Origin of the sequence: Rhodopseudomonas sp. P2A-2r (assembly GCF_026015985.1) — a bacterium.
In the GTDB taxonomy this organism is placed as follows: Bacteria; Pseudomonadota; Alphaproteobacteria; order Rhizobiales; family Xanthobacteraceae; genus Tardiphaga.
This window is the reverse complement of sequence record NZ_CP110389.1, coordinates 4134019-4160432: the sequence shown is the minus strand read 5'-3', so window position 1 is coordinate 4160432 and position 26414 is coordinate 4134019. Positions and strand designations below refer to the sequence as shown.

21 protein-coding genes and 3 pseudogenes are annotated in these 26414 nt (G+C 63.5%); 12 read left to right on the top strand and 12 right to left on the bottom strand.

What is annotated here, in order from left to right:
* Window positions 1–38: 38 nt before the first annotated feature.
* Window positions 39–868 (top strand): annotated as a pseudogene (locus ONR75_RS20130) (TerC family protein).
* Window positions 869–878: 10 nt separating this feature from the next.
* Here the strand turns inward: ONR75_RS20130 and ONR75_RS20125 are convergent.
* A complete protein-coding gene (locus ONR75_RS20125; RefSeq protein ID WP_320109634.1) occupies window positions 879–1859 on the bottom strand; it encodes an autotransporter outer membrane beta-barrel domain-containing protein in 981 nt (326 codons plus the stop codon).
* 678 nt (window positions 1860–2537) lie between these two features.
* Between ONR75_RS20125 and ONR75_RS20120 the strand changes: the two genes are divergently transcribed.
* Window positions 2538–2741 carry a cold-shock protein gene (locus tag ONR75_RS20120; RefSeq protein WP_265078814.1) on the top strand — a complete coding sequence of 68 codons (204 nt, stop codon included), beginning with the start codon at window positions 2538–2540 and terminating at the stop codon, window positions 2739–2741.
* Between the two features lie 128 nt (window positions 2742–2869).
* On the opposite strand, the gene ONR75_RS20115 is transcribed toward ONR75_RS20120, so the two are convergent.
* The 3 genes from ONR75_RS20115 to purM form a co-directional block, all read right to left on the bottom strand.
* A complete protein-coding gene (locus tag ONR75_RS20115; RefSeq protein ID WP_265078813.1) occupies window positions 2870–3253 on the bottom strand; it encodes a hypothetical protein in 384 nt (127 codons plus the stop codon).
* Between the two features lie 96 nt (window positions 3254–3349).
* A complete protein-coding gene (gene purN / locus ONR75_RS20110; protein WP_265078812.1) occupies window positions 3350–4003 on the bottom strand; it encodes a phosphoribosylglycinamide formyltransferase in 654 nt (217 codons plus the stop codon).
* Between the two features lie 7 nt (window positions 4004–4010).
* Window positions 4011–5084, bottom strand: coding sequence for a phosphoribosylformylglycinamidine cyclo-ligase (gene purM / locus ONR75_RS20105; RefSeq protein ID WP_265078811.1), 1074 nt, complete (start codon window positions 5082–5084; stop codon window positions 4011–4013).
* Between the two features lie 168 nt (window positions 5085–5252).
* Between purM and ONR75_RS20100 the strand changes: the two genes are divergently transcribed.
* From ONR75_RS20100 to ppx, 4 genes and pseudogenes are all read left to right on the top strand, one after another.
* Window positions 5253–5798 (top strand): CDP-alcohol phosphatidyltransferase family protein, encoded by a 546-nt coding sequence (locus tag ONR75_RS20100; protein WP_320109752.1) that lies wholly within the window; start codon window positions 5253–5255, stop codon window positions 5796–5798.
* 40 nt (window positions 5799–5838) lie between these two features.
* A complete protein-coding gene (locus tag ONR75_RS20095; RefSeq protein ID WP_265078809.1) occupies window positions 5839–6516 on the top strand; it encodes a DnaA ATPase domain-containing protein in 678 nt (225 codons plus the stop codon).
* 145 nt (window positions 6517–6661) lie between these two features.
* Window positions 6662–8862: pseudogene (locus ONR75_RS20090) on the top strand (RNA degradosome polyphosphate kinase).
* Between the two features lie 12 nt (window positions 8863–8874).
* Entirely contained in the window at window positions 8875–10380 is a 1506-nt protein-coding gene (gene ppx / locus ONR75_RS20085; RefSeq protein ID WP_265078808.1) for an exopolyphosphatase, read from the top strand.
* Window positions 10381–10384: 4 nt separating this feature from the next.
* On the opposite strand, the gene rnd is transcribed toward ppx, so the two are convergent.
* From rnd to ONR75_RS20070, 3 genes and pseudogenes are all read right to left on the bottom strand, one after another.
* Window positions 10385–11533 carry a ribonuclease D gene (gene rnd, locus ONR75_RS20080; protein WP_265078807.1) on the bottom strand — a complete coding sequence of 383 codons (1149 nt, stop codon included), beginning with the start codon at window positions 11531–11533 and terminating at the stop codon, window positions 10385–10387.
* Window positions 11534–11644: 111 nt separating this feature from the next.
* Window positions 11645–13122, bottom strand: a pseudogene (locus tag ONR75_RS20075) (protein adenylyltransferase SelO).
* Between the two features lie 102 nt (window positions 13123–13224).
* The gene (locus ONR75_RS20070) at window positions 13225–14904 is read right to left on the bottom strand and encodes a methyl-accepting chemotaxis protein (RefSeq protein ID WP_265078806.1); all 1680 of its coding nucleotides are present in this window, start codon (window positions 14902–14904) and stop codon (window positions 13225–13227) included.
* Between the two features lie 488 nt (window positions 14905–15392).
* On the opposite strand from ONR75_RS20070, the gene aspS reads away from it, so the two are divergent.
* The 3 genes from aspS to ONR75_RS20055 all read left to right on the top strand — a co-directional run bounded on the left by aspS (window position 15393) and on the right by ONR75_RS20055 (window position 20080).
* Window positions 15393–17165: an aspartate--tRNA ligase gene (gene aspS, locus ONR75_RS20065; RefSeq protein ID WP_265078805.1), complete on the top strand. Its 1773-nt coding sequence runs from the start codon at window positions 15393–15395 to the stop codon at window positions 17163–17165.
* A 53-nt stretch (window positions 17166–17218) separates the two neighbouring features.
* Window positions 17219–19525: an NADP-dependent malic enzyme gene (locus tag ONR75_RS20060; protein WP_265078804.1), complete on the top strand. Its 2307-nt coding sequence runs from the start codon at window positions 17219–17221 to the stop codon at window positions 19523–19525.
* A 105-nt stretch (window positions 19526–19630) separates the two neighbouring features.
* Window positions 19631–20080 (top strand): DoxX family protein, encoded by a 450-nt coding sequence (locus ONR75_RS20055; protein ID WP_265078803.1) that lies wholly within the window; start codon window positions 19631–19633, stop codon window positions 20078–20080.
* A gap of 13 nt (window positions 20081–20093) precedes the next feature.
* Here ONR75_RS20055 and ONR75_RS20050 read toward each other — a convergent pair whose 3' ends face one another.
* The 4 genes from ONR75_RS20050 to ONR75_RS20035 all read right to left on the bottom strand — a co-directional run bounded on the left by ONR75_RS20050 (window position 20094) and on the right by ONR75_RS20035 (window position 24008).
* Window positions 20094–20651 carry a dihydrofolate reductase gene (locus tag ONR75_RS20050; RefSeq protein WP_265078802.1) on the bottom strand — a complete coding sequence of 186 codons (558 nt, stop codon included), beginning with the start codon at window positions 20649–20651 and terminating at the stop codon, window positions 20094–20096.
* An 18-nt stretch (window positions 20652–20669) separates the two neighbouring features.
* Window positions 20670–21605, bottom strand: coding sequence for a polysaccharide deacetylase family protein (locus tag ONR75_RS20045; RefSeq protein WP_265078801.1), 936 nt, complete (start codon window positions 21603–21605; stop codon window positions 20670–20672).
* A gap of 143 nt (window positions 21606–21748) precedes the next feature.
* Window positions 21749–22324 carry a glutathione peroxidase gene (locus tag ONR75_RS20040; RefSeq protein ID WP_265083742.1) on the bottom strand — a complete coding sequence of 192 codons (576 nt, stop codon included), beginning with the start codon at window positions 22322–22324 and terminating at the stop codon, window positions 21749–21751.
* Window positions 22325–22418: 94 nt separating this feature from the next.
* Window positions 22419–24008, bottom strand: coding sequence for a L,D-transpeptidase family protein (locus ONR75_RS20035; protein ID WP_265078800.1), 1590 nt, complete (start codon window positions 24006–24008; stop codon window positions 22419–22421).
* 290 nt (window positions 24009–24298) lie between these two features.
* On the opposite strand from ONR75_RS20035, the gene ONR75_RS20030 reads away from it, so the two are divergent.
* Entirely contained in the window at window positions 24299–24841 is a 543-nt protein-coding gene (locus ONR75_RS20030) for a CreA family protein (protein ID WP_265078799.1), read from the top strand.
* Window positions 24842–24851: 10 nt separating this feature from the next.
* Here the strand turns inward: ONR75_RS20030 and ONR75_RS20025 are convergent, their stop codons facing one another.
* Window positions 24852–24998: a hypothetical protein gene (locus ONR75_RS20025; protein ID WP_265078798.1), complete on the bottom strand. Its 147-nt coding sequence runs from the start codon at window positions 24996–24998 to the stop codon at window positions 24852–24854.
* 749 nt (window positions 24999–25747) lie between these two features.
* Between ONR75_RS20025 and ONR75_RS20020 the strand changes: the two genes are divergently transcribed.
* Both ONR75_RS20020 and ONR75_RS20015 read left to right on the top strand, forming a co-directional pair.
* Window positions 25748–25906: a hypothetical protein gene (locus tag ONR75_RS20020; RefSeq protein ID WP_265078797.1), complete on the top strand. Its 159-nt coding sequence runs from the start codon at window positions 25748–25750 to the stop codon at window positions 25904–25906.
* Between the two features lie 34 nt (window positions 25907–25940).
* Window positions 25941–26324, top strand: a complete 384-nt coding sequence (locus ONR75_RS20015) for a hypothetical protein (protein WP_413776372.1) — start codon at window positions 25941–25943, stop codon at window positions 26322–26324.
* The last annotated feature ends 90 nt before the right edge of the window (window positions 26325–26414 follow it).

Here is a 26414-nt window from a genome sequence, read left to right as displayed (position 1 = left end):
GCCGGACATCTATCTAAAATCACGTTGTGGAGGCTGACTTGGATTGGTTGCTGCATATTATTGACCCGGCAACTATCAAGTCGGTTATCGTTCAGTTCGAAACCGAGATGCAGCAGCCAGCGTTCTGGCTCGCCGTCGGCAAGATCATCTGGATCAATATCCTGTTGTCGGGCGATAACGCGCTCGTCATCGCCATGGCATGCCGCAGCCTTGCGCCGAAGCAGCGCATGTGGGGCATGATCCTCGGCGCCGCCGCCGCCGTCATCCTGCGCATCATTTTCACCGGCATCGTCGCGACGCTGATGGAATTGCCCTACCTCAAGCTGGTGGGGGGCTCGCCCTGATCGTGATTGCCGCCAAGCTTCTGGTTCCCGAAGAAGAGGAAGAGGACGGCGTCCATGCTGCCTCCCATTTGTGGGCTGCCGTGCAGATCGTCGTCGTAGCCGACATCGTCATGAGCCTCGACAATGTCATTGCGGTCGCTGCTGCCGCCAATGGCAGCGTTCCCTTGCTGATCCTCGGCCTTGCAATCAGCGTTCCCCTGATCGTTGCCGGCGCGGCGCTGATCATGGCGCTGCTCACCCGCCTGCCGCTGCTGGTCTGGGCCGGCGCGGCACTGCTGGGCTGGATTGCCGGTGAAGTCATCGCCACCGATCCCGCCATCTCGCCGCTGCTGCATCGGATGTTCGATGGGCCGCTCGGTGCCGGTCTCGATGGCATTCTCGCCAAGCTCGGCCTGGCCATGCGATTTGCCGGCAACGGCCATGGCGGCGAAGTGGTGTGTGGCTTGCTGGGCGTGGTCGTGGTGCTGGCGGTCGGATCGATCTGGCGCCGCAGCCGCACCGCCCATACCGAGCAGGCTGCCTAAGCCACTGCACTCACCATTTGAATTCGATGCCGATCGTCCCCTGGTGGGACTGCGCGGCTGAGCGAAGCTTGCCGTCATAGTTGACGTAGAGCCGGGCTGAGCCGGTGAGGCTCAGCGATGCCGACGCGCCGGCATCGGCGCCGTAGCGACTCTCGCCGATGCCCTGGATGGAGATGGTCTCGGTGCCGAGGCTGACGGTGACCGGGCTGAAGCGCTGCGAGACGTTGTCGACGAACTTGCCATAGGCAGAGAGGTCGAAAATCTTCTGGTCGACGATCCAGTAGTGCCCGATTTCCGCGCCGACCAGCACGCGTGAGCGCTCCGCGGTCGCGCCGGTCGCCGCGACCGGGTCGAGGCCGCCGAACTCCTGCAGCGCGTCCGTCGAGGAATGGACGTATTCGAACGCCACCTTCGGCACGATGCGCCCCTGACCGAGGCTCCAGAAGTAGCTGAGCTCGGTGAGCACGCCGTCAATGCGGGCATTGTAGCCGGCCGTGGCGAAGCCGAGGCCGGTGTCGCGGCGGCTATCGATCCTGCCGGATCCGTGCACCAGCGCGATCGCCCAGGTCCACACGCCCTTGTCGATCGCCGCGTTGAAGCCGACCTGGGTGAGATCGAGGGTGGCGGATTGCAGTGCCAGTGGAACATCGATGGAGGTGCGGCTCTGATCGACCGACAGGCCGAGGTTCACGCCTGGCATCACCCGCGCCCCAAAGCCGACCACACCGCCGGCGGTGTTGCGCTTGTCGCCAACAAAATCGCCCACCGCGCCAGTATTGGCGGTGACGCCATAGGCCTCTGCCCAGGTGCGGAAGCCCGGTGCTTCGGTGGCTTCGGAGCCACCGCCGCCGCCGGCATTGGTCCGCAGCGCCTTGTTGAAGCCCCAGGTGGCCTGATTGCCGAGCCGTCGCAGGAAATTGTTGCCGACATCGGTGAGCGCGATGCCGGCCGACAGCCTCGCATTGCTATCGGCTGCAGATGGAACGGGCACGATGGCCGGCTGCGTGACGACGAGCGGTGGCGTGCCGGGAACGATGACTGGCGGTGTCACAACAGGCGGGGGAGGTCGAATGCCCTGCGCAAGCGCGGAGGCGGGCGCCAGACCTAGCCCAATGACGAAACCGAGCGCCAACGCACGGGCAAACTTGCCACCCGAGCTGTCAGTCTGCGAGTTCCGTATTGTGCTGCGCATGATGGAGCTTCCAGGATCCGGGGCCGACAGCAGATGGTCGACCGGCTCGTCGTCACGATACGCGATTGCTGCGGGATAGCTGCAGTACACGAGGCTTGTGCGGCGCGATTGGAAATCAGCTGTGCTGCGATTGCCACAGTCGCGCTCCGGAAATCGCCAGATAATTCAGTACGATATGACTTTTTGCGCACCGAGCGCCGCAGCGTGTTCGAGTCTGCGGCAAACGCGGCGCCGGGATCCGGCAATAGAGCTGCAGGAGAGTCAGAGGCGGGCATCGCGGCGTGACGATGCTTTCGCCGCCGGCGTCGCCACTTGCTAACGCGCAAATTTCATGTTGGAATTCCTGCACAATCGGCTTTAGGCCGTTCGACTGTGCGTTTGATGAAGGACATTCAGCAGACTACCGAAAGCCGCTTGTGGCGTGGCACGCGTTGAGCGTGGCCGCGTCTTTTTTGTAGCTCAACCAGGAGACCGGCGATGCAAAAGGGCACCGTCAAGTGGTTCAACCCGACCAAGGGTTATGGGTTCATCAAGCCGAATGCGGGGGACAAGGATGTGTTCGTCCATATCTCCGCCGTCGAGCGCGCTGGGCTCAGCACCCTCAACGAAAATCAGGTCGTGGAATATGATCTTGTCGAAAACCGCGGCAAGTCGTCCGCTGAAAATCTGAAAGTCTCGTAACTCGTCACGATCCGCGCAAACCACGGCAAGGCGATCGAATGTGATGCGATCCCCGGCGCAAGCCGGGGTTTTTCATTTTCGGGCAATGTTCAAGTACCCGCGATACAGCGAGCGCCCGAATTGCGCGATCAGGCTTTTGTCTTCTTCGCCGCCTTCTTGGCAGATTTCTTGGCGGGTTTCTTGTTCTTCGGGGCAACCGCCTTTTTCGGGACAACCTCCGGCTTGGCTGGAGCGAGCTTCTGCACCGAGGCGGCTTCGGCGGCGAGTCGCACCGACCGCGCGTAGCTGTCGGCCGCGTTGTCGGCGGACATCAGCAGCCGTCTGGCGGCGGCGGTGCCGTGCTCCATCGTCGTCTTGGCGATCTGCTTGAAGCGTTCCCTGGCGTCCTTGTCCTTTGCCTTGGTAGCGAGCGCCGTGAAGCGATCGCGCCGGCTTTTCACGGCTGCCATGAGGCTCTTGTTCTGTTGTTTCGCAATGTTCCGGATTACGACATCCAGATCGGCGTCAGCCATTGTTCATTCCCTTAAGTGCCATCAGGCAATTCGTTGTTATCAACTATGCAATCGCCGGGATCGCTTGGCAATTGTCGCATGCGCGCGCGGGCCGACCTAGACGATGGCCGGCGATATCATCGTGCCGGCAAGGCTGACGCTCCCGACGGTCTTGCACAGATCGCCATCGAGCCGGGCATCGCCGTTTGCAAGCAACCTCAGTGCTTCCGGATAGATGCGGTGCTCGATCGCCAGCACGCGTGCCGCCAGGGTATCGGCGGTGTCGTCATCGGCAACGGCGACGGCACCCTGCATCACGATCGGGCCGGCATCGGTTTCCGGAATGACGAAGTGCACCGTGGCACCGGAGATCTTGACGCCGGCGCGCAACGCCTGGCCATGCGGATCGAGGCCGGGGAAGGACGGCAGCAGCGACGGGTGAATGTTCAGCATGCGGCCGTACCAGCGCCGCACGAAATCGGCAGTGAACAGCCGCATGAAGCCGCCGAGGCAGATCAGGTCGACGCTGCAATCGTCCAGGGCTTGCTGCAGGGTGGTTTCGAAGGCCGCGCGGTCCTTGCCGAAGGGCTGGCTCTCGACCACCCGCGTGGCAATGCCGCGCGCGTTGGCGCTGACCAGGCCGGGCGCATCCGCCTTGTTCGAGATCACGACGACGATCTCGGCGGGAAAGCCGTCAGCCTTTGCGGCATCGATCAGCGCGGTCATATTGGACCCGCGCCCGGAAATCAGGATAGCGACGCGGCGGCGCATCACGGCCTCACAGGGTCAGGTCGAGATGCCCGTCATAAATCACGCGCTCCTCGCCCTCGGTGGCAATGACTTCGCCGAGCAGCGTCACGACTTCGCCGCCCTCGCGGAGGATGTCCATCACCGCCTGCACGGCGTCGGGCTTGACGATGGCGATCATGCCGATGCCGCAGTTGAAGGTCCGCAGCAGTTCGAGTTCGGCGATGCCGCCTTGTTCGGCCAGCCACTTGAACACGGGCAGCACGGTGAGCGCGTTCAAGTCGATGCGGACGCCGAGGTCCTTAGGCAGCACGCGCGGGATATTGTCGGTGAAGCCGCCGCCGGTGATGTGGGCGAGGCCCTTGACGGCGCCGGTCTCGCGGATCGCGCGCAGGCAGGATTTGACGTAGAGCCGGGTCGGGGTCAGCAGCGCACCGCCCAGGGTCATGATCGGCAGGAACGGCGCTTGCGCGGAATAAGCGAGGCCGGAGTTCTCGACGATCTTGCGCACCAGCGAGAAGCCGTTGGAATGCACGCCGGAGGAGGCGAGGCCGATGACGGCGTCACCGGCGGCAATGTCTTTGGTCGGCAACAGCGTGCCGCGCTCGGCGGCGCCCACGGCAAAGCCGGCGAGGTCGTAGTCGCCGTCCTTGTAGAGCCCGGGCATCTCGGCGGTCTCGCCACCGATCAATGCGCAGCCGGACTCCCGGCAGCCTTTGGCCACGCCGGCGATGATCGCTGCGACGGCCTCCGGATCGAGCTTGCCGCAGGCAAAGTAGTCGAGAAAGAACAGCGGCTCGGCGCCCTGTACGACGAGGTCGTTGACCGACATGGCGACCAGGTCGATGCCGATCCCGTCATGCACGCCGGCTTCGATGGCGATCTTGACCTTGGTGCCGACGCCGTCGGTGGCCGCGACCAGGACCGGATCCTTGAAGCCGGCCGCCTTGAGATCGAACAGGCCGCCAAAGCCGCCGATCTCGGAATCCGCGCCGGCGCGCGCGGTGGCGCGGACCATCGGCTTGATGAGGTCGACCAGCCGGTTGCCGGCATCGATATCGACGCCCGCATCCGCGTAGGTGAGGCCTTTTTTCGGGTCGGTCATGGCCGGTTTCCTGGCATTAAGCAAAACGGTGTAATTTCGGCTGGTTACGTCGAATTCCGGTCGCGTGCAATGGCTCGCAAGCAGGCCCGGTATGGACTATGTACAGCGTCAGCCGGTCAGGGCCGCCAAAGCCCGGATTGCGAAACAGACCGAGCCGGGAAGCCCACGTTGAGTATTCCAAACATTATTACGCTCGGCCGCATTCTGCTGGTGCCGGTCATCGTCTGGGCAATCGCCTCCAGCCAGATGGAAATCGCATTCGCAATATTCGTGATTGCCGGGGTCAGCGATGCCGTGGACGGATTTCTTGCCAAGCGCTTCAATATGGCAAGCGATCTGGGCGCGCTGCTCGATCCGCTCGCCGACAAGGCGCTGCTGGTTTCCATCTATGTCGCTTTGGGCATCTGGGGCGCGGTGCCGCGCTGGATCGTCATTCTGGTGGTGTCGCGCGATATCATGATCGTCGGCGCCGTGATTGTGTCATGGTTGTTCGGCAAGCCGATCCCGATGAAGCCGCTGATGGTGTCGAAGCTCAATACGGTGGCCCAGGTGGCATTCGCCGCCTTGGTTCTCGCGGCCCTCGGATTTGGCTTCAAATCGTCCCCTTACGATTTGATTCTAATGGGTTTTGTGACGGTCTTGACCTTGCTTTCGGTGTCCCTCTATCTGGTCGAGTGGATGCGGCATATGAGCACGATCGAGCCAACCCGCTGATCGCCCTGACCGGGCAGGCCGTCAGGCATGGAGTGACTGTGTGACCGGCCGCGTACAACCTCGACAGCTGGCGTTCGCGCTGCCCCATGCGGAAAGCCTGTCCCGCGACAATTTTCTTGAGGGCCCGGCCAATGCGGCTGCGCTCGGCCTGATCGACAGCTGGCCGGACTGGCCGAACCGCGTGATGCTGCTGGTCGGCCCCGAAGGCTCCGGGAAGAGCCATCTCGCGGCGATCTGGGCGGAAGAGGCCGGTGCCCGCTCGACCGGCGCCCATGCCCTGACCGCCGCTTCCGTGCCCGGAGCTCTCGCCACCGGCGCGCTGGTGGTGGAGGATCTCGACGTTGCCACTTTGGATGAGCGCGCGCTGTTTCACCTACTGAATCTTGCGCGCGAAGACGAAGCCTTCGTGCTGATCACCGCGCGGGTCGCCCCGGCCGCACTGCCGATCGAACTGCGCGACCTGCGCTCGCGCCTGCGCGCGGTGCCGGTAATCAATCTGATGCCGCCCGACGATCAACTGCTGCGTGCACTCATCGTCAAGTTTTGCGCCGACCGGCAACTGACCGTGGACGAAACCGTGGTGAGTTATCTCGCCAGCCGGATCGAGCGATCTTTTGCCGCAGCCCGACAGGCGGTCGAATTGCTCGATACCGAGGCGTTGCGGCGGGGCCGTCCGGTGACGCGCGCATTGGCCGCGGAACTGCTGCGCGACGCCTGACTTAGCCTCCCAGGAGCGCGATGCCGCGCTTGACGGCGTCGCTGGCAAGTTCATCAATGTCATCGAAGTGTCATGTGGTTCGCACATGGTTCGGGCCGATTGCCAGCGCGCCAATACGACCGGAATCGGGATGGATCGAAACGTTATGGAATCGACGCAAGATATTGTTATTGAAGAAAAAATGGCGAACCCCAACCTGTTGCGGTAATTGCTTCGGGGCCTGAGCGCTTCATCAATCGCGAGCTGTCCTGGCTGCACTTCAACCGCCGGGTGCTCGAGGAATCCGTCAATCCCGGCCATCCCGCGCTGGAGCGGGTGCGCTTCCTGTCGATCTCCGCGAACAATCTCGACGAGTTTTTCATGGTCCGCGTCGCCGGCCTCAAGGCCCAGGTCCGCGAGGGCATCACCGAGCGCAGCCCGGACGGCCTGACTCCGGCGGAGCAGCTGGCGCTGATCAACGAGGCGGTGTCGAAGCTGGCCATCGATCAGCAGGCGATCTGGCGCGACCAGCGCAGCATGCTGGCCGATGTCGGCATCGTGCTGCTCGATGGCAAGGACGCCACCAAGGCGGAGCGGACCTGGATCGAGGACCATTTTCTCCACAACATTTTTCCGCTGCTGACGCCGCTGGCGATCGACCCGGCGCATCCGTTCCCGTTCATCCCCAGCCTCGGCTTCACTATCGCGCTGCACCTGGCGCGCGTCGCTGACGGCAAGCCGATGAATGCGCTGATCCGCATGCCCGGCAAGATCGACCGTTTCATCAGGCTGCCCAGCACCGGGAAAGACAGTGCGGCCCGCCTGATCACGCTGGAGCAGGCCACCGGCCTGTTCATCGGCCGGCTTTTCCCCGGCTATGTGGTCAAGGGGCAAGGCGCCTTCCGCATCATCCGCGACAGCGAACTGGAAGTGGAAGAAGAGGCCGAGGATCTGGTGCGGCTGTTCGAGACCGCGCTGAAGCGGCGGCGCCGGGGATCGGTGATCCGGCTGGAAATCGAAGCCACGATGCCCGCCGAACTGCGCGCCTTCGTGCAGCGCGCGCTGTCCACCAGCGATGACGAGATCCTGCTGGTCGACGGCGTGCTGGCCATGAACGAGTTGTCGCAACTGACGCGCCTCGACCGTTCCGACCTGGAATTCGTGCCCTACGTGCCGCGCCATCCGGAGCGGGTCCGCGACCACGGCGGCGACATCTTTGCCGCGATCCGGCAGAAGGACCTCGTCGTTCACCACCCCTACGAGTCCTTCGACGTGGTGGTCCAGTTCCTGCAGCAGGCGGCGCGCGATCCCGACGTGGTGGCGATCAAGCAGACGCTCTATCGCACCTCGAACAACTCGCCGATCGTGCGCACGCTGGTGGAAGCCGCGGAGGCCGGCAAGTCGGTCACTGCGCTGGTCGAATTGCGGGCACGCTTCGACGAGGAGGCCAACATCAAATGGGCGCGCGATCTCGAACGCGCCGGCGTTCAGGTGGTCTATGGCTTCCTTGAGTTAAAGACCCACGCCAAGCTGTCGCTGGTGGTCCGCCGCGAGGGCGGCACGTTGGCCACTTACGTCCACACCGGGACCGGCAACTACCACCCGGTCACCGCGCGCATCTACACCGACCTGTCCTACTTCACGTCCGATCCGACCATCGGCCGCGACGCGGCGCGGGTGTTCAACTACATCACAGGCTATGCCGAACCGAGCGACATCGAGAAGATGGCGGTGTCGCCGCTGACGCTGCGCAAGCGGATGATTGAGCACATCCAGGGCGAGGCCGCCTTCGCGCGCGCCGGCAAGCCGGGTGCGATCTGGCTGAAGATGAATTCACTAGTCGATCCCGACATCATCGACGCGCTGTACGACGCTTCCAACGCCGGGGTCACGGTTGAGCTGATCGTGCGCGGCATCTGCTGCTTGCGGCCCGGCGTGCCAGGCCTGTCGGAGAACATCCGCGTCAAGTCGATCATCGGCCGGTTCCTCGAACACGGCCGCGTCTATTGCTTCGGCATGGGCCACGGCCTGCCGAGCGCCAAGGCTGCGGTCTATATCTCCTCGGCCGACATGATGCCGCGCAACCTCGACCGCCGCGTCGAGATCCTGTGCCCGCTGCAAAATCCTACCGTTCATCAACAGGTTCTCGAGCAAATCATGGTGGCGAACCTGAAGGATAACGAGCAGAGCTGGCAGTTGTTGCCGGACGGGTCGTCAACGCGTATGAAGGCCGCGAAGGGTGAGGAACCCTTCAACGTACATAGTTACTTCATGACGCATCCAAGTCTGTCTGGCCGTGGCAAATCGCTCAAAGAATCCTCGCCGCGCCGCCTCACGCGCAAAGCCGAGCGTCAGCAGTCGTCGTAAGGAATCCGCTCGGTGACAATCCGCGCACGCAAACGCGAAGCCAGTGTCGCGGTGATCGACATTGGCTCCAACTCGGTGCGACTCGTCGTCTATGAATCGCTGACCCGAAGCCTGGTTACGCTGTTCAACGAAAAGGCACTGTGCGGCCTCGGCCGTGAAGTGCAGACCACGGGTCTGCTGGCCGCCGATGCGGTCGGCAAGGCATTGACGGCGCTGCGCCGGTTTCGCGCACTCTGCAAGGTCATGAAGGTGGGGCGTGTCTATGCCATCGCCACCGCCGCAGCGCGCGATGCCAAGAACGGGCCCGACTTCATCGTCGCGGCGGAGAAGATCTGCGGCTGTGAGATCCAGATCATTTCCGGTCCGCGCGAGGCGAAGCTGTCGGCGCTGGGTGTGATCTCGGGCATCCACAAGCCGAACGGTATCGTCGGCGACCTCGGCGGCGGATCGCTCGAGCTGATCGATGTGAAAGGCAATGCCGTACGAACCGGCATCACGCTGCCGCTCGGCAGCCTGGCGCTGCAGGACGCCTCGCAGAAGTCGCCGAAACGTGCCGAGAAGATCGTCAAGTCTGCGCTGATCGGCGTCACGCAGCTGACAGCCGCTCGCGGGCGCAATTTCTATGCGGTCGGCGGCACCTGGCGCGCGCTGGCGCGATTGCACATCATCCAGAGCGGATACTCGCTGAAGGTGATGCACGGCTATTCCATACCGGCAGCGGATGCGCTCAGTTTTGTGCGGCGCGTGCGCCGGCTGGCGACCGCCAACATGCTCGCCAATCTCGAATCCATCGCCGAAGCCCGGCAGCCGCTGCTGGTCTATGCGGCGCTGGTGCTCGAACATCTGATTCTGACGGCGCAGCCGAAGACCATCGTGTTTTCCACCTATGGCGTGCGCGAGGGCCTGCTCTACGAAATGTTGCCCCCCGCCCAACGTGTGCAGGACGGGCTGGTCTGCGCTGCGCAGGCTATGAACGTGCTGCTGTCACGGTCGGCGCGGCATGCCGAGGAATTGAAAAGCTGGACCGATCGCTTCGTCAGGGTCGCGCGCCTCAAGGAAACGCCGGAAGACAAGCGGTTGCGCCATGTCGCGTGCTTGTTGTCGGACACTGGCTGGCGCGCGCATCCGGATCACCGCGGCGAGCAGGCATTAAGTCTGATCACCAACGGCAATTTCGGCTCCATCGACCATCAGGGGCGCGCGTTCCTCGCGCTGTCGGTATTCTACCGCTATGCGGGGCTCAGCGAGCAGAACGAGCCGCCTTTGCAGGTTCGCGCTCTGGTGACGCCGGCACAGATCGAGCGCGCGCGCATTCTCGGCGCGGCGTTTCGCGTGGCGCATCTGATTTCCGCGGCGCGGCCCGGCGTGCTGCCCGCGATCCACTTCACCTCGAAAGAGCGCAAAATGATGCTGGTGTTCGAGCATCGCATCGTCGATCTCGTCGCCGATCGCGTCGGCAGCCGCTTCAAGCAACTGGCGCGGCTGGTCGGGCGGGCCGGGTCGATCATCCGGCGCTGATGGATTAACTCCGGTCGACCCTGACGACGCGGCCTTTTTCGATCGCCAGCGCCAGCCGGCCCTGCTTCAGGGCAAGGGCCGCTTCGCCGAACATCTCGCGGCGCCAGCCGCGCAGCGCGCCGACGTCGGCGTTGTCGTCGTTGGCGATCTGCTCGAGATCGTCGACGGTGGCAATCACCTTGCTGGCCACGGCGTGACGCTCGGAGGTCATGCGCAGCAGCACTTTCAGCAATTCGACGATGGCCGCGCCATTGGTGTTGCCGCGCGGCTTCTCGATCTTCGGCAGTGTCGACGGATCGCGCGCGACGCCGCGCTGCACGGCGGCGACAATATCGGAGCCCCATTTTGAGCGATCAAAACCCTTCGGCAGGGAACGCAGGCTGGCGAGCTTTTCCAGTGTGGTAGGGGCGTGGGTGGCGATGTCGCCGACGGCGTCGTCCTTCAACACGCGCGAGCGCGGCACGTCGCGGCTCTGCGCTTCCTGTTCGCGCCAGGCCGCGACTTCCATCAACACCGCGAGTTCCTTGGGCTTGCGCACCCGAGTCTTGAGGCGCTCCCAGGCACGCTCGGGGTGGAAGTCGTAGGTCTTCGGCGAGGTCAGGACCTCCATCTCCTCGCTCACCCAGTCGCTGCGACCGCGCTTCTTGAGGTCGGCGTCCAGTGCGGCGAACACGTCGCGCAGGTGGGTGACGTCGGAAACGGCGTAATGCACCTGCTCTTCGGTCAGCGGGCGGCGCGACCAGTCGGTGAAACGGTGGGTCTTGTCCGGGCGGTGACCGGTGATGCGCTCGACCAGCTGGTCGTAGGCGATGGAATCGCCATAGCCCAGCACCATGGCGGCGACCTGGGTGTCGAAGATCGGGTGCGGCACGATGCCCGCGCGGTGCCAGACGATTTCAATATCCTGCCGGGCAGCGTGGAATACTTTCAGCACCTTCTCGTTCGACATCAGGTCGAAGAAGGGCTTGAGGTCAATGCCGTCGGCCAGGGTGTCGATCACCAGCGCGTCCTCGGCGCTGGCCATCTGCACCACGCAGAGCAAGGGATAATAGGTGGTTTCGCGCAGGAATTCCGTATCGACCGTGATGACGGGATGCTTGGCGAGCCGTTCGCAGGCGGCGGTGAGCTGTGCGGTGGTGGTAATCAGTTCCATGAACGGTCCATAACACTTTTGCCAAGGCGTTCGGCCGAAACCGCTGTTGAGTCAAGGGTGTTCGGGCAACTTTGATGACGGGGGCGGGGCCGTCACCCGAGCCGGCGCCGGTCAGGTGCCGCAGAAGGTCTCCGATACCCGCTCGCCGGGGAGCGGCGGGTCGGCATAGGCAGCCAGCGCCGGCTGGTCGTTGAACGGGCGGGCCAGCACGGTCAGAAGCTCCTGAAACGGCGCGAAATCGTCATTGTTCACCGCGGCCTGGATCACGGCCTCGATGCGATGGTTGCGCGGGATGAAGGCCGGATTGACCGCCTGCATGGCATTGTGCCGGGCCTCCGCATCCTGCGGCTCTTCGGCAAGGCGGGCGCGCCAGTTGGCGGCCCAGACGTCGAAGGCGGCGGGATCGGTGAACAGGGCCCGGACCTCCGAGTCGTGGGCCGGGTCGCGTGCCGACTCGCCGAGGTGCCGGAAGGTCAGGGTGAAGTCGGCCTGATTCTCGGTCATGGCCGTGAGCAGGTCCTGCGCCAGTGCGGGATCGTCGTCGCGCGCGGTGAACAGGCCAAGCTTCCGGCGCAGGCCAACCTGATAGGCAGTGTCGAAGGTCTCTGTGAATTCACCGAGCACGGCCTGCGCGACGGCAATGGCCGCCTTCTGGTCGTCGTCCAGCAGCGGCAGCAGGGTTTCGGCAAAGCGCGTCAGATTCCACAGCGCGATGCGCGGCTGGTTGCCGTAGGCGTAGCGGCCCATGGAGTCGATCGAGCTGAAGACGGTGCGGGGATCGTAGTCGTCCAGGAAGGCGCAGGGGCCGTAGTCGATGGTCTCGCCGGCAATCGAGCAATTGTCGGTGTTCATGACACCGTGGATGAAGCCGACCAGCAGCCAGCGCGCCACCAGCTCGGCCTGCCGGGTGACCACGGCGCCCAGCAAGGCGCGATAGGGCTGCTCGGTGCCAGCCACCTCTGGATAATGCCGGGCAATGACGTGATCGGCGAGCGCCCGTAGCCCCGCGGTATCCTCGCGGGCAGCAAAAACTGGAAGGTGCCGACCCGGATGTGACTGGACGCGACCCGGGTGAGGACTCCGCCGGGCAGCATGGTTTCGCGGGCCACGCTTTCGCCGGTGACCACCGCGGCAAGCGACCGCGTGGTCGGGATGCCCAGCGCGAACATCGCTTCGCTGACGATATACTCGCGCAGCACCGGGCCGAGCGCCGCGCGGCCGTCACCGCGTCGGGAAAACGGTGTGGGGCCGGAGCCCTTGAGCTGGATGTCGCGACGGATGCCGTCGCGATCGATGACCTCGCCGAGCAGGATGGCGCGGCCGTCGCCAAGCTGTGCCACAAAGCTGCCGAACTGGTGGCCGGCATAGGCCATGGCCAGCGGATCGGCGCCGTCAGGCACGCGCTTTCCGGCGAGGACCTCGACGCCTTCCGGCGTTTGCAGCGCGTCCGGATCGAGACCGAGCTGGATGGCGAGCGGACGATTCAGCTGTATCAGCCGCGGTGCCACCACCGGTGTCGGCGCCACGCGTGCGAAGAAATTGGCGGGCAGGGTGGCGTAGCTGTTGTCGAACGGGAAGCGGACTGTCATCCGTTCAAGATAGGCGGCGGTCGCGATAAGGCAACCATCCGGAACGCGGTCCGGCTGCACAAATGCGGAAGAGCCCTGGAGGCGGCGCTGGCGCCGCCTGGCTTAAGCTGCGCGAACGGTCTGCAGGAACTTGGCGACCTCAGTTCTCAGGCGGCTGCTTTGGACCGACAACGACTGTGCCGCTGACAAAACCTGGTTCGATGCCGAGCCGGTCTCGCTGGTCCCGCGATTGACCTCGGTGACTTCGCTGGCGACCTGATTGCTGAGATGGACCGACTGCTGGACGTTGCGCGCGATCTCCTGGGTCGCTGCGCCCTGTTCCTCAACCGCAGCTGCGATGGCTGAGGACGCTTCCGACATCAGCGAAATGGTCGAGCTGATCTCCTTGATGATCGTCACGGTTTCCGAACTCGCCGACTGCATGTCGGCAATCTGGACGCTGATATCGTCGGTTGCCTTGGCCGTCTGCGATGCCAGCGCCTTGACCTCGGCGGCGACGACGGCGAAGCCACGGCCGGCCTCGCCAGCGCGCGCCGCCTCGATGGTGGCGTTGAGTGCCAGCAGGTTGGTCTGCTCGGCCACGGCGGTGATCAGCTTGACGACATCGTCGATTCGCGACGTTGCCTGGGTCAGCTTTGTAATGCTCTGGTTGGTCTTGTCTGCCTGGCTCACGGCGGCCGTTGCGATCCGGTTGGACTCATGCACCTGGCGGCCGATCTCGTTGACTGACGAGGTGATTTCCTCGGTGGCCGCCGCCACCGACTGAATGTTCTCCGACACCAGATGCGACGCCGAGGCGGCCGAACCGGACAGCGTCATGGTGACATCGGAGGTCTTGGTGAGCGTTGTTGCGGAAGCCTCTAGCTCCGACGATGCGGACGACAGCGAGCCCACCAATTCGCCGATCATGGCTTCGAATGTGAGCGTCGCCTTGCTGATGGTATCGGCACGCGCGGTCTGCAGTGCGGAATCTGTGTGGGCCATTTCATCGGTGACCTGCTTGGCGATCAAGGCGTCCTTGAAGATTTGCAAGGCGCTGGCGATGCGGCCGATTTCGGTGGTGCCGCCCAGATGCGGGATTTCCGCCGACAATTCGCCCGACGTCAACTGAGCCATCGGTGTGAGGATCGATCCGATCCCGCGTGCGATGTCGCGAACGAGATAGAACGCCGCGCCCAATCCCAGCAACAGGGCGGCGCCGAGGAGCAGGGCCATCATGCGAAGCGCGCCGGAATAGGTTGCCTCGGCCGCTTCGCCGGAGGCTTCGGCGCCCTTGTCGTTGATCTCCACCAGCTTCGCCAGCGTGGCATCCATGGCGCGGCCGACCTGGACGACCTGCTTGGCGTTGATGTCTTTTGCCTTGGCAAGATCGCCTTTGGTGGCGAAGGCTTGCACCTCCACGGCCGCGCCGATGAACGCCGCCCACTGCTTGTCGAGCAGATCGGCTAGCTCGCGTTCCGCAGGCGATGAAACAAGCGGGTGATAGGCCTTGTAGGCCTTTTCGAAGTCGGCCTTGCGGGCCTTCAGATTCTTGTCGACATCCGGGCGGTCGGCGTCCGCGACGATCAGGTGATCGCGCAATACGGCGCGGTAGCGCGCCGACTGAACACGCATTTCGCCGATCCAGCGCACGCTGGGCAGCCAGTGGGCTTGAATCTCCTGAGTGGCGCCATTGATCGCGCGCATCTGGAAGAAGGCGAGGCCGCCGATGATGGCGATCACCAGAAACAGAAAGGAGACGATCGCAAACAGCTTGGCGCTGATCGAGTATTTTGAGAGCACGAAAGCATTCCTCAGCTGTTCTGGACGCTGTCGCGGCCGGCAGGGGCGATGATGATGGCAATGCGGTACGCAATATCCGCAACGGGTCGGGTCGAAACAGGCGCCACCAAGGCGAGCAAGTATGGGAAATACAGTGGGGGCTGTTGGTCAAAGTTTAGTAAATTTCCATCGAATTATTGACGTAAGTGTTTGATGCGGTGTGAGAATACCGCGGTGCGGTAGATTCGAGTGCCTTGGTTTGGAGCCGCAACCACGCAACATTGGCTATAAAGCCCCCCAAGGCTTCCCGGGTTGCTGGTCGAACAGGGAATGCTGCAGTGCGGCGTCCCGAATGCGTGAGGCCTTGGCGACCCGAGCGATTTTCGCCCGGCTTCCCTGCGTTTTGACGGCCTCCGCTCGGTTGCCGCGCCGGGTCCGGTCGGGTAAACCCTGCGCTTCACGGCCTAGCCGCGAACGATTCCGCCCTCTGACGCCCTTCCAGGATTTTCATGCATCGCTACCGGTCTCACACCTGCGGCGCGCTCCGCGACAGCCATATCGACCAGACCGTCCGCGTTTCCGGCTGGTGCCACCGGATCCGTGACCATGGCGGCGTGCTGTTCATCGACTTGCGCGACCATTACGGCCTGACGCAGTGCGTTGCGGACCCGGCATCGCCGGCGTTCAAGGATGCCGAGTTGCTGCGCTCGGAATGGGTGGTGAAGATCGACGGTCGGGTGCGCCGTCGTCCCGAGGGCACCGAAAACCCGGACCTGCCGACCGGTGCGGTCGAGATCTACATTTCGTCGATCGAGGTGCTCGGCGCGTCGCTGGAATTGCCGCTGCCGGTGTTCGGTGACCAGGACTATCCGGAAGACATCCGCCTGAAGTACCGCTTCCTCGACCTGCGCCGCGAGAAGCTGCACCAGAACATCATGACCCGCGGCGCGATCGTCGACTCGATGCGCAAGCGGATGAAGGAGCAGGGCTTCTTCGAATTCCAGACGCCGATCCTGACGGCGTCGTCGCCCGAAGGCGCGCGCGACTTCCTGGTGCCCAGCCGCATCCATCCCGGCAAGTTCTATGCGCTGCCGCAGGCGCCGCAGCAGTACAAGCAGCTGCTGATGATGTCGGGCTTCGACCGCTACTTCCAGATCGCGCCCTGTTTCCGCGACGAGGATCCGCGCGCCGACCGTCTGCCCGGCGAGTTCTACCAGCTCGATCTCGAAATGAGCTTTGTCGAGCAGGAAGACGTGTTCGCCGCGGTGCAGCCGGTGATCACCGGCATCTTCGAGGAGTTCGCCAAGGGCAAAGCGGTCAACAAGGACTGGCCGAAGATTCCGTACGCGGAGTCCCTGCGCAAGTACGGCTCGGACAAGCCCGACCTGCGCAACCCGCTCGAGATGCAGGATGTCTCCGAGCATTTCCGCGGCTCCGGCTTCAAGGTGTTCGCGCGGATGCTGGAAGATTCCAAGAATCAGGTCTGGGCGATCCCCGGACCGACCGGCGGCAGCCGCGCGTTCTGCGACCGCATGAACTCGTGGGCGCAGGGCGAGGGCCAGCCGGGGCTGGGTTACATCATGTGGCGCGAAGGCAATGAGGGCGCGGGCCCGCTCGCCAACAACATCGGCCCGGAGCGCACCGAAGCGATCCGCGTGGCCCTGGGCATGAAGGCCGGCGACGCCGCATTCTTCGTCGCGGGCGATCCCGCAAAATTCTACAAGTTCGCGGGCCTCGCACGTACGCGTTTGGGCGAAGAGTTGAACCTGATCGACAAGGAGCGCTTTGCGCTGGCCTGGATCGTCGACTTCCCGATGTACGAATACGACGAGGACGAGAAGAAGGTCGAGTTCTCGCACAACCCGTTCTCGATGCCGCAGGGCGGCCTCGATGCGTTGCTGACCAAGGACCCGCTGACCATCAATGCGTTCCAGTACGACATCACCTGCAACGGCTTCGAAATCGCTTCCGGCGGCATTCGCAACCACAAGCCCGAGGCGATGGTGAAAGCGTTCGAGATCGCCGGCTACGGCGAGGACACCGTGATCGAGCGCTTCGGCGGCATGTACCGCGCCTTCCAGTACGGCGCGCCGCCGCATGGCGGCATGGCCGCCGGCGTCGACCGCATTGTGATGCTGCTGTGCGGCACCAACAATTTGCGCGAGATCTCGCTGTTTCCGATGAACCAGCGCGCTGAAGACCTGCTGATGGGGGCTCCGTCGGAGGCAACACCGAAGCAGTTGCGAGAGGCGCATATCCGGCTCAATCTGCCGGAATCCTGAGCTGATCCGTAGGCCTTAACTACACATTCGAGTTCGATTGCGCGGGAGCGTTCATGTCATCCTCTTCTGAAGATCTCGCAAAGGCGGCGCTGGCCTATCATCGCCTGCCGCGTCCCGGCAAACTTGAAATCCAGGCGACCAAGCCGCTTGCCAACCAGCGCGATCTGGCGCTGGCCTATTCGCCGGGCGTGGCAGCTCCGTGTCTGGCGATTGCTGCCGATCCCAATGAAGCGGCCACGCTGACCTCGCGCGCCAATCTCGTCGCCGTCGTGTCGAACGGCACCGCCGTCCTCGGTCTCGGCAATATCGGTCCGCTGGCTTCCAAGCCGGTGATGGAAGGCAAGGCGGTCCTGTTCAAGAAGTTCGCCGGCATCGACGTGTTCGACATCGAGATCGCCGCCGACACCATCGAGCGCGTGGTCGAGACCGTCGCGGCGCTGGAGCCGACCTTCGGTGGCATCAATCTCGAGGATATCAAGGGGCCGGAGTGCTTTGAGATCGAGGCGCAGCTCAAGGAGCGCATGAAGATTCCGGTGTTTCACGACGACCAGCATGGCACCGCCATCATCGTCAGCGCCGCGATCACCAATGCCTTGCTGCTCAACGGCAAGAACCTCAAGGACTGCAAGATCGTCTGCTCCGGCGCGGGTGCCGCGGCGATCGCCTGCCTCAACCTGCTGGTGCATCTCGGTGCACAGCTCAAGAACATCTGGGTCTGCGACATCGACGGCGTCGTGCATGAGGGCCGCAACACGCTGATGGATCGCTGGAAGGCGGTCTACGCGCAGAAGACCGATGCGCGGACGCTGGGCGACGTGATCCCGGGCGCCGACATCTTCCTCGGCGTGTCCGCGCCGAACGTGCTGAAGCCGGAAATGGTCAAGGCTATGGCGGACAAGCCGCTGGTGATGGCGCTGGCCAATCCCAATCCCGAGATCATGCCGGACGAGGCGCGCAAGGCGCGGCCGGATGCCATGATCTGCACCGGCCGTTCGGACTTCCCGAACCAGGTCAACAACGTCCTGTGTTTCCCCTTCATCTTCCGTGGCGCCCTCGACGTCGGGGCGACCGCGATCAACGAGGCCATGAAGATCGCGGCGGTGGACGCGATCGCGCAGCTGGCGCGCGACCCGCCGTCGGACGCGGTTGCCCAGGGCTTCGATAACGAGACACAGGGTTTTGGTCCGGGCTCGCTGATCCCGAGCCCGTTCGATCCGCGCCTGATCCTGCGCATTGCGCCGGCGGTGGCGAAGGCGGCGATGGACTCTGGCGTGGCGACCCGCCCGATCGCGAATTTCGACGACTATCTCGCCGGCCTCGAGCGTTTTGCATTCCGTTCGGGCTTGGTGATGAAGCCGGTGTTCGCTAAGGCGAAGACGCAGCCTGTGCGCGTGATCTATGCCGAAGGCGAAGACGAACGCGTGCTGCGCGCGACCCAGGTCGTGCTGGAGGAGAAGCTGGCGCGGCCGATCCTGGTCGGCCGTCCCTCGGTCGTGGAAGCCCGCATCAAGCGCTTCGGCCTTGCGATCCGCGCCGGCAAGGATTTCGACCTCATCAATCCCGAGGACGATCCGCGCTATCGCTCCTACGTGCAGTCCTACATCGACATCGCCGGACGCCACGGCGTGACGCCCGATGCGGCGCGCACGGTGGTGCGCACCAACGCGACGGTGATCGCGGCGCTGTCGGTGATGCGCGGCGAGGCCGATGCCATGATCTGCGGCGTCGAAGGCCGCTACATGAGCCATCTGCGCCACGTGCGCGAGATCATCGGCTTCCTGCCGGGGGTCAGCGATTTCGCGGCGCTGGCGCTGATGATCACCAGCAAGGGCGCCTATTTCATTGCCGACACCCAGGTGCGGCCCAATCCGAGCGCGGAAGAACTCGCTGAAGTCGCGGCGCTGGCTGCGATCCACGTGCAGCGCTTCAACATCAAGCCGAAGATCGCCTTCGTCTCGCATTCGGATTTCGGCAGCTACGACACCGAATCCTCGCGAAAGATGCGCCTCGCCAGCAAGATCCTGGCGCAGAAGCATCCCGAGATCGAGGCTGATGGCGAAATGCAGGGCGACACCGCGCTGTCGGAAGCTGCGCGAAAGCTGATCCTGCCGCACTCCAAGCTCGAGGGCGTCGCCAACGTCCTGATCATGCCGAACCTGGACACCGCCAATGTCGCCTACCAGATGATCAAGGTGCTGGCGGACGCGCTGCCGGTTGGTCCGATTCTGGTGGGACCGGCGCGGCCCGCGCATATCCTGACGCCGTCGGTCACCGCGCGCGGTATCCTCAACATGACGGCTGTCGCCGCCGTTGAAGCGCAGGAGCGTGCCAGCCGTCCGCAGCCGACCCTGTTCGGGTGAACGTGGTCAGAAGCGCAAGGACATGATCGTTTGAAAACCGGCGGGGAATGCTCATAATCGCCCGACCATGCGATCCGTATCCATTGCGCACGAGTGAGGGCGACCATGCCAGCGTTTATTACTTTCGGACGCGTTCTGTTCGCCGTTCTGTTCATTGCCTCCGGCGCGTCCAAGCTGTTCGATCTCGCCGTGACCGCTGACGCGATCGGCGGCAAGATCGTGTTTCCGGAAATGCTGACTCCCTATACGGAGCAGCTGCAGACGCTGACCGGAATGCAAATGAAGCAGATGCTGGCGATTGCCGCCGGCGCCGTTGAGCTGCTCGGCGGATTGCTGATCGCGCTGAACATTGGCGCGCGCTTCTTTGCATTGCTGCTGGTGTTGTTCGTGATGGTCGCGACGTTCTACTTTCACGATTTCTGGAACCAGACCGGTCCGGATGCCAAGAACAACATGATCCACGCGCTGAAGAACCTGTCGCTGATCGGCGGGCTGTTCATCATCGCCGGCATCGGGCGCGGGCCTCGGGGCGACGGCGTCTACACCGAAGGCTAGCGTCGCGCTGGCTCTACGTGGTCCGGCGCCACGCTGTCACGGTGACGTCGTGCTCCACGTCGAGTGTTTGGATATCTCCCGCCTTCATGCCGTGGCTTGCGAGGATGGCCTGCGGCGTGCGTTCGGGCACGCCGGGAAAGCAAGGTTTGCCGCCGGGCAGCTGCACATGCGGCGCCTGTGACAGCCAGAAAACGTCGAAGCGATCAAAGAACATCTCGAACACCACGGGGCCGCCGATGACCGCGATGGTGCCGGCACGGATGCCTGTGTGGTCGCGGGCTTCCTCGAACGACGCGCCGGCCGGATTCCACAAGGTTGCCTTGTCGTTCGACGGATCGGCTGCGACGCCCGCCACGCTGCGATTGAGAACGATCCGCCTTCGCCTGGGCGAATTGGGCTGGTCTTCGAAAGAGTATCGGCCGTGCACGATCAGGTCGGATTGATCGAGCGCCGTTGTGAAGAAGCGGAGGTCGCCCGGAAACTTCAGCGCCTCGGGCATCACGCCATGGGCGTCAGCCAGCATGCCCTCCGCGGACACGATGACGTAGCCGTTGAAACGAAGTGCGGGCATCAACTGGGCCGGGCGCCGCTATTCCGAGATCGTTTTCACGACGCTGTTGAGCGGCAGCGTGCTGACGGTCGGCAGCTTGACGTCCTTGACGATGCTCTCGTCATACGACGCAATCGACTGCGCGGGCGCCTTGGCCTTCATCAACACGACCTTGTAGCCGCCGGCCTTGAGCTTGCGGAGCAGGGTGGGTAGTGCCTCGGCGGTGTGCTTCTGGAAATCGTGCATCAGGATGATGCCCTTGCCCATCTTGTCGAGCTTGGTCATCACATTGGAAATCACCTGGTCCGACTTGCGGGTCTTGAAATCGAACGAGTCGATGTCGCAGGAGAAGATCGCGATGTTACGGGTGCCAAGATAGGTCACCATGGCGGGCGGGTGCTGCAGCGCCGGGAAACGGAAGAACGGGGCAGGCGACGCGCCGAGCGCCCACTTCACCGCACTGAGACCCTTCTCGATCTCGTCCTTCTGCTGCTGTTCGGTCAGCTTCTTGCCGTTCAGATTGGCGTGCGACCAAGTGTGCGATCCCACCGTGTGGCCGGCTGCGGCGACTGCCTTCAGCACATCCGGATAGTAGGTGGCGTGCTTGCCGATCGGGAAGAACACGCCCTTGGTGCATTCGTCGGCCAGGGCCTTCAGGACCGTCGGCGTCGTGCTCTGCCACGGGCCGTCGTCGAAGGTCAGCACAACCTCCTTGTCGCGGAGGAAGTCGAGCTGCTTGAAATGTTCGAAGCCGAAGCCCGGGCCGCCGGTGGTGTCGATTTCCACCACCCGGCCCACGCCGAGCGCGTCGGGATTGGCACAGGCCGTCTTCGCCGCAGCCGGCACGGGTGCCGGCGTTGCGGGAGCGGCTGCCGGGGCGGGCGCGCCGGCGGCCTTGGGCGGGGTTTGCGCCCATGCGCTTGCTGCGAACACGGATAGGGTGCCCGCGAAGATCAAACCTGCAGCAATGCGCATCGGTGGCCTCTTGAACGTCGGTTCTGTCCCGGACCGCGGTCCGGTACGATGAACGATGTGGTCCGTTGTCCAAGCATAGCGCAATTTACAGCTGCGCTGCCACGGTCGCGATTTTATCCCCAGCCGCCGAGATGGGGCCGAAGCTAGCTCTCGGAGAGATTGCGGGCGATGGCGGTCTTGATCCGCGTGTCGGTCGGCTCGATCGACTCGAGGAAAGCATCCGCCAGATAGCCGTCGCGGCCGACCAGATACTTGTGAAAATTCCAGCGCGGTACGTCGCGGGGACGCGCAGCAGCCGCCCACTTATAGAACGGATGCGCATTCGCGCCTTTCACGACGGCCTTGGCAGCCATCGGAAAACTGACGCCGTAGTGAACCTGTGCGGTATTGGCAATCTCGGCGACACCCCCGGGCTCCTGGCTGCCGAAATCGTTGCTGGGCACGCCGATAACCGTCAAGCCGCGATCGCGGAATTCGGTCCACAGCTCCTGCAGCCCGGCATATTGCGGCGTGTAACCGCAGAGCGAGGCGGTATTGACCACCATGATCGGCCGCTGGGCGAAGTCAGCCAGCCTGATCCCGCCGCCGGCAAGGGCCGGAAAGGAGAAGCCATAGGCCGTGACCCGACTCATCTCGCCCTGCGCATGCGCGCGACAGCCGATGCCCTGAGCGGCGCCGGCTGCCAGCAAGGCGGTCAGAAAATTTCTTCGGTCCATTATCTGCAAGTCCCGAACCGGAAGGTCCAAGACGCAGGATAGCCGGATCCCGCAACAACCGCGCTCAAGACGTCGTTACGGTGCCAATGAATGCGGTCTAGCGCAGCGGCACAATGAAGTCGGTGCCCTGGCCGGTTTCGCCGCCTGCGGCAATGCCCAGATCAGAGACGATGAGGGAGCCGCCCGTCGCCAGTGCCTCGGTAATCCGCGCCATCGTGTCGTCGGGGATCGAAATGCGGTCCAGCGCTTCCGAGGCCGAGTTCGCCTTGGGCGCCGGTTTCATGTCGATGGCGCCGGTGTTTTTCCGCCGCTGCGTTGCGCTGCCGTCGTCGGTGGCACGGGCGGCCACCGGCATGGAAAGCACCGACCAGTGAAACGTCTTGGCGTCATCCTTGTCGGCCCGCGCGGAAAAGACGTGGGTGCCGAGCGGACGATCGCTGGGGGCGATGGTCACGGGCACATCGAACAGCGGTGCGAAATTCTGCCGAACATAAAGCTTGCCGTCCTTGTTGCTGACCAGCACGGCGATCTGACCGTTACGTTTGGGGGCAGTTGCAATGGCCGGATCGGGTTTGATCCCCGCTGTCTGGTCGTCGAGGTGGCTGGTCTGGTCCTTGCCGGGCTCCGGCACGACGACAACGGCATTCGCCGTGGCCGATGGCTTGTGGTCTGTCGCCTCGGTATTGGAGGGAGCCGGAATCTTCGGGGCGACTGCGACAGTCTCGTTGCTGGCAGTCGGGGTTGCTCCGCCGTCGAGCAGTTTTTCGGTTGCGTTACGGAACTCCGCTGCCTTGTCATCGAATTCGGCTGCGGAAAATGCCTTGGCTGGCCCGATACGGGTATTTTCCGCCCGGCCGGCCGCTTGCGACACATCGGAAAGGGTAGCCACGCCGGCTGCCTGAGGTATCGCACCGCTGGCATCAGCGGTCTGGGTTTGATCGCGCCTCGCAGCACCCGCGGCCTCAACGGTTGCCTTGGCCTGGATCCCGTCAGTCGACGGCTTCAACCCGAGATTCGCCGACGACATGTCTGGCTTGCCGCCCGGGGCACTAACGGGTGTTGCGGCCGGGGATTTTTCCAGCGGCGGCGCGGCTGACGCTACCGGCGTCGGCGCGCGCTTCTGCGTTGTCAGCAAGGGGTGGGAGAATTCAGTCGGCGACACTTCGCCCGGCGCAATCACGACGCGGGCGCCCATGCGCGTCCAGCCCCACAGTTTGACGGCGAAGGCCATCGGCATGCGGATGCAGCCATGGGATGCCGGATAACCGGGCAGCACACCGGCATGCATCGCCACGCCGGACCAGGTGATGCGCTGCATGTATGGCATCGGCGCGCCGCTGTAGATGTTCGAGCGGTGATACTTGTTCTTCTGGATCACGCTGAACACGCCCATCGGCGTCGAATGTCCGCGCATGCCGGTCGAAACCGGACTTTCGGCATACAGGCCGTTGGCGTCGTAGATCTTCAGCGTCTGCCGGTCGATCGAAATGGCGATCACCAGCGGGCCGACCGGTTTGGCGGCTTCTCTTGTCTGAATCGCCGGCTTGGCACCGATGCGGCGCGCCGGCTTCGGGCGTTTCGGCTGCTGCTGCTGCGGCGGCGGCGCCGGTTGTACCGTCGCCGTTGGGTTGTCGTCCGACCAGAAAATTGCCGCGTCTGCCGGAGCGGCGGCGAACAATCCGGCCAAGGCCAAAAAAACAATTCGGAGCGACGGATGCTTGAAAGTCATGCTTGCCGGCTGGGATTGCCGCGCTGCGCCCAAAGCCACCTGAAATGCGTCCACGCCAAATTCCTCGAATCTCGTCTAATAGTTTAGTCTCGCAGACGCGAAACGGGTTCACCAGCTGAGCCATTTGGGCTCCGGCGATTTGGCCATCAGCGTAGCAAAAAGCCTCACATTGGATTAACGCCAACCGCCGCCGCTTTCGGAGCAGCCATTAATTCCCTATCTAATCTGGACCGTTCACGGAGAATTTCATGACATCCGATCGCCCCGGCGCCAGTTCCCTGCAACGCATAGCGCGCGCGCTTCTCGTCTTCGCTGCGTTCGCCGCCGCTCCGGCCCAGGCTGCGGACGAGCCGGATCTTATTTTCCGCCGTTCCACCGTGTTCAAATGGCTGAGCCCAAACGACAAGCTGGCCACCTACGGTGTCGACGATCCCGAGGTTGAGGGGGTTGCCTGCCACTTCACGGTGCCGGAGCGCGGCGGGTTCAAGGGCTGGCTGGGTCTGGCCGAGGAGGTCTCGGACATCTCACTGGCCTGCCGGCAGATTGGCCCGATCAAGTTCAAGGCCAAGGTGGAGCAGGGCGACGACATGTTCCGCCGGCGCCGTTCGATGTTCTTCAAGAAGATGCAAATCGTTCGCGGCTGCGACGCCAAGCGGAATGTGCTGGTCTATATGGTGTACTCGGACCGCATCATCGAAGGGTCGCCGAAAAATTCGACCTCGTCGGTTCCGATCATGCCGTGGGGGCAGGCTGACAGCGCCATCGAGAAGTGTGGCGACTTCATCCAGTAGATTGGCGCGCCTACTTGAGACCGTCGCCCCCGGCGCGTTTCAATTTCAGCCGTCCCCAGGCCTCCAACTGCATCTCGGGATCGCGGTAGCCGACCAGTTGCACCAGCTTCTGCGGATAGGACTCGTTGCCATGCGCGCCGCTGCCCTGCTGGGACATCGCGCCTTGGCATTTTGCTGCGGGGCGCAGGCTTTGAACGACAGGCCGCAGGGGCCGATTCACGCCGGCCGCAATCGAGTCGTCCCCACGGAGAATATCGGTTCCCACCGCTGCAGTCCTTCTCTTGGATGTAAAAACAAACGCGCTGTCGACCTGAAGGTTGCACACGCACTTGCTTTGTCGATTTACCGAGCTTGTCGTTCAATTTTGTTAACGGCGTAAGACAACTCGGATTCTTTTCGCGCTGTGCGATCCGTCAGTCATTGAAGGCAAGACAACCGCCGAGATTGAACCCGTCCGTCATTGCCGCTTTCTGCGCACGATACTTTCCGCAGTCAGTCGCGACGCTCCTGAACTTGCCTGTGCCTCGCCTCGGGTCCTCATCGGAAGACTGCAGCGACGGTATCCCCTCGGGATCGGCATCTTTCAGACTCGATGGTGAGCATGAATTGCGGGCACCCGGCGCAGTTGACCGTCAACTGCCTTGGGAACCATTAGACTCTCAAAAAACCACCATGGATGTTCATTTTTGCACGGCGCTCTTGGGCGCCGACCGGATTGGGCTCAACGCAGTAATCCATTGAAATGATTTATGTTCTTGTGTCGTGTTTCATTGACAGTGAGGCAATGAAACAAATCTTGCCGGCCACGAAACCATTTTGAGTGGCGGCGCCGACGTCCCGAAACAGGGGACGGCTATTGGTCTCTCAACGACGCAGCAGACAGCGCTGCTCACAGGAGATCATCAAATGCGCACCCTCAGTTTCATCCTGGCTTTTGCATCCGTTCTCACCGGCCCATCTATGGCGGGCTCGGTGGACAACGGCCTGCCGGGCATCGGCGCGTTTTCCTACCATGCATCAGTGTCGAACCCCGTGCCGCCGGCCATGATCGTCGCTGCCCGCTAGACGTCAGCAACATTAGCCGGTCAGCAAAGCAGACATGATGATCCGACCTCGTTCCTTGGCCGCATTCGTTCTGGCCGCCAGCCTTGCCAGTTTTGCGCTCGGGTCACCGGTGCATGCGCAGATATGGTCGTGGAAGAAGCTGCCCGACCAGCGCGGCGAGTTCGTGCGCCTGTGCGCGCCCCACATGGTCAGCCGCTGGGCGCATCCGGAGTCTGTCTGCGTCTGTCTCTACGATTACGCCCTGGCCCCGGTCGAAGATCCCGATCTTCGCGAGGCGCTATTGCGCGGCATCAGTGAGCGTGGCGTGCCGACCATCGAGCACGACTGGGTTCCGCCGTCCAAGCAGGCGCAGATCAGCACGACTTTCACGCAGATCGCCAAGCCGACCATGCAATGCATGTTCGAGCCTGCAAAGTAACCGCCACCGCTGGCCATCACGGCTCGGTCACGTTGCAATCGCCGCTTGCAGGGCCGTATCGCTGCGCGAGGACGACTGCGGTGAGATGCG

What these genes read in the sequence shown, in the direction of transcription:
- ONR75_RS20055 (WP_265078803.1), top strand. Translation starts at nt 19,631, where the DNA reads ATGCCAGCGTTTATTACTTTCGGACGCGTTCTGTTCGCCGTTCTGTTC.
- ONR75_RS20115 (WP_265078813.1), bottom strand. Translation starts at nt 3,253, where the DNA reads ATGGCTGACGCCGATCTGGATGTCGTAATCCGGAACATTGCGAAACAA.
- ONR75_RS20050 (WP_265078802.1), bottom strand. Translation starts at nt 20,651, where the DNA reads ATGCCCGCACTTCGTTTCAACGGCTACGTCATCGTGTCCGCGGAGGGC.
- purM (WP_265078811.1), bottom strand. Translation starts at nt 5,084, where the DNA reads ATGACCGACCCGAAAAAAGGCCTCACCTACGCGGATGCGGGCGTCGAT.
- ONR75_RS20025 (WP_265078798.1), bottom strand. Translation starts at nt 24,998, where the DNA reads ATGTCCCAGCAGGGCAGCGGCGCGCATGGCAACGAGTCCTATCCGCAG.
- ONR75_RS20015 (WP_413776372.1), top strand. Translation starts at nt 25,941, where the DNA reads ATGATGATCCGACCTCGTTCCTTGGCCGCATTCGTTCTGGCCGCCAGC.
- aspS (WP_265078805.1), top strand. Translation starts at nt 15,393, where the DNA reads ATGCATCGCTACCGGTCTCACACCTGCGGCGCGCTCCGCGACAGCCAT.
- ONR75_RS20030 (WP_265078799.1), top strand. Translation starts at nt 24,299, where the DNA reads ATGACATCCGATCGCCCCGGCGCCAGTTCCCTGCAACGCATAGCGCGC.
- ONR75_RS20045 (WP_265078801.1), bottom strand. Translation starts at nt 21,605, where the DNA reads ATGCGCATTGCTGCAGGTTTGATCTTCGCGGGCACCCTATCCGTGTTC.
- purN (WP_265078812.1), bottom strand. Translation starts at nt 4,003, where the DNA reads ATGCGCCGCCGCGTCGCTATCCTGATTTCCGGGCGCGGGTCCAATATG.
- rnd (WP_265078807.1), bottom strand. Translation starts at nt 11,533, where the DNA reads ATGGAACTGATTACCACCACCGCACAGCTCACCGCCGCCTGCGAACGG.
- ONR75_RS20060 (WP_265078804.1), top strand. Translation starts at nt 17,219, where the DNA reads ATGTCATCCTCTTCTGAAGATCTCGCAAAGGCGGCGCTGGCCTATCAT.
- ONR75_RS20120 (WP_265078814.1), top strand. Translation starts at nt 2,538, where the DNA reads ATGCAAAAGGGCACCGTCAAGTGGTTCAACCCGACCAAGGGTTATGGG.
- ONR75_RS20020 (WP_265078797.1), top strand. Translation starts at nt 25,748, where the DNA reads ATGCGCACCCTCAGTTTCATCCTGGCTTTTGCATCCGTTCTCACCGGC.